2 protein-coding genes are annotated in these 2,482 nt (G+C 56.8%); both read right to left on the reverse strand.

What is annotated here, in order from left to right:
* A partial coding sequence (locus tag WA354_RS01515; protein WP_472811243.1) for a hypothetical protein occupies positions 1 to 520 on the reverse strand: 520 nt, incomplete at its 3' end.
* Positions 513 to 1,874: a cytochrome c3 family protein gene (locus WA354_RS01520; protein ID WP_472811244.1), complete on the reverse strand. Its 1,362-nt coding sequence runs from the start codon at positions 1,872 to 1,874 to the stop codon at positions 513 to 515. The genes WA354_RS01520 and WA354_RS01515, both read right to left, overlap by 8 nt.
* Between the last annotated feature and the right edge of the window lie 608 nt (positions 1,875 to 2,482).

Genomic DNA, 2,482 nt, shown 5'->3' on the forward strand with positions numbered 1-2,482 from the left:
CAAAGAACGGAGCGAACCACATGGCGTAGCCGGAGAAGCCGATCACGATCATTCCCCAGAACACTGCCCAGTAATCGAATTTCTCCCAATAGGCGTAGCGCTCGAATTGCGGCTTGGGACCCAGGCCAAGCATCCAGCGCATGTGGTTGAACATGTCTTTCGCATCTTTCCAGTTGGCCACCATGGATGTCGCGCCCCAGAAGATTCCCTTCTCGCGACGGAAGAGTCCACGCGTGAAGATCTCTTTCACATGGATGAGAAAGGCGACGGTCAGCACCAGTGCGCAGAACTTATGAAAGAAGAGGATGGCTCCGAATCCGCCGACGGCATTGGCCAAGCCACGCGCCCAGATGCTTTCGCTGAAGCGCAAGGGCAGACCAGTGCCTGCGAGCCCGAGGAAGGTGGAGAACAAGACGGCGTGGAGATAGCGTTGCTCGCGCGTGAAGCGGTTGAACCAGCGTTCCGCCTTAGCGGTTCCTTCCACTTCGGTTAGTGCTGGTGCTTGTTCCAGCTCAGGCATCTTTCCCTCCATTTGCCGACTTTCTCCTGACCTGGTCGAATCGGGAACGAATCAGCCACAAAATCGTGTGAATCACAAAGAATGTAAGTACGCTCGCAAGCAGCAGATTCATGAACAGGCGCACGTAAAAGAGAGCCGGATTGAGATGGCGATCGTGTGCGTTGGCGTGCGGCTGATACTGGACGAAGCTCAGGTTGGCGCCCGCATGGCACCGGCCGCAGGTTTTGACCAGGTTGGCCTTGTTGATTGGCGAGCGGGGATCGGATGCAGGGTAAATCTCATGCGCTCCATGGCAATCCCAGCAGCGTGCGGTCTCAACGTATCCGCCCAGCGATCCGAGCTGCGAGTGGAAGGTGTCGCGATAGGTGGAAAGCTTCTCCTTGTGGCAGGAGCCGCAGATCGGCGTGGACTGCATGCGAAATGCGGATTCCGTCGGCTGCAGGATCGCATGTGCGGTGTGGCAATCGGTGCAGACGGGAGCTTTCAGATGGCCCGAGGCCACCGCATGACCGTGCGCGCCAGCCTGGTAGTCGTCATTGATCTTCGCGTGACAGGTGCCGCAGGTCTTGGGAATGTTTGCCTTGTAGGTTGAGCTGGCTGGATCCTTGTGACTCAGAATTCCGTGCGATCCATGGCAACTCTGGCAATTGGCCGCGACGAGCAGGCCCTCTTTGCTCAGCGCGAAGCCGTGAATTGAGTCCATGTAGTGCGGGTACACGCTGGGCAGGCCTTTTTTTGAGGCCATGGCGCCATCGCTGTGGCACTGGCCGCAGGTCTTCGGCACGTTAAGCGGATATACGGCTGAGCGTGCATCCGTTTTGGGAAAGATCTCGTGAGCATTGCCGTGACAGCTTGTGCAGGGATGCTCTTTTGCGGATGAATGCACGCTGCCGGTTAGCTTTGAGGCTTCGTCAGCGTGGCAGGATTTGCAGTCGACTTTGGCAATGTGGTCGGGATGCGGATATTCCTTGATGTCGGCGTGGCAGTTATTGCATTGCAGGCTGCCATGGATGCTGGTCTTGAACTTATCGCCATCGACGGAGATGCTGTGGCCTGCCGCGTCCTGCATGGTCTTGTCGCCATGGCAGGCGAGACAGTCAGCTTGCGCTGGCAGGTAATGGGGCGACAGGAAGACCGCGACTGCGAACAGGCTCACTCCGACTGCTCTGTGGTGTCGAACAAGTCTGAAAAAGGCGGATAGCCATTCGGCTGAGCCGGCAACCATGGCGATGAAGAATGCTACGAAACGTGCGGCTTTGGTCATGCGGCCGTCTTTCCCCTGCGCGGAGTGAGCAATTGTGTTCCCGCACATGGCTTCCCCCGCAGCGAATTTTCCGCTTGCGCTGAATTCCATGGCGGGGATTGCAGCTCTGAGAAGACTCTCTTTGTGACCCCGCTGGCAGTGATAGTGGTCACAAATGCAATGAAGTCAAAGGAGATGAATTGTTTTCAACTTGTGACGCGGGCCACCTCACATATTTCTGACAGATCTGAAGCGCAGGAACGTCAGGACGTTTGACGGGCAAGTAACACGAGGCTGCTAAGCGGATGCAGACTGCCCAAGAAGACCCAATGCGTACCGGAAACTTCCATCAGCGGCTAAAGCCCTCATTCATCTTCCGATTTGCGGCATGACTGAAAGTCATGCCCTGATACAAACCCCGTCGGGAATGAGTTTCTCCGCAAACTGTAAAGCCGTGGCCTTTCAACCCCCCTAGGCAACCGGTTGTAGTCGTGATGCGAGTCACATGCCGACGTGTATCGTTTTCGGGACAATGATGCCGCTGTGTGAGGTGTCTTTTATGGCCACGTCTGCGACAACCACAACTCCAACCATGCTTACGCTGCCTGGCGATCCTGTTAGACAAGTTCAATGGCGATTTGCCGATCGCTATGACCTGCAGATGCTGGTGCAGTCGGCGCGCACAGTGGCGCGCGGCACGGTCGCACACATGGTAGCGG

It is taken from the genome of Occallatibacter sp., from assembly GCF_049802275.1.
Taxonomy (GTDB): Bacteria; Acidobacteriota; Terriglobia; order Terriglobales; family Acidobacteriaceae; genus Telmatobacter.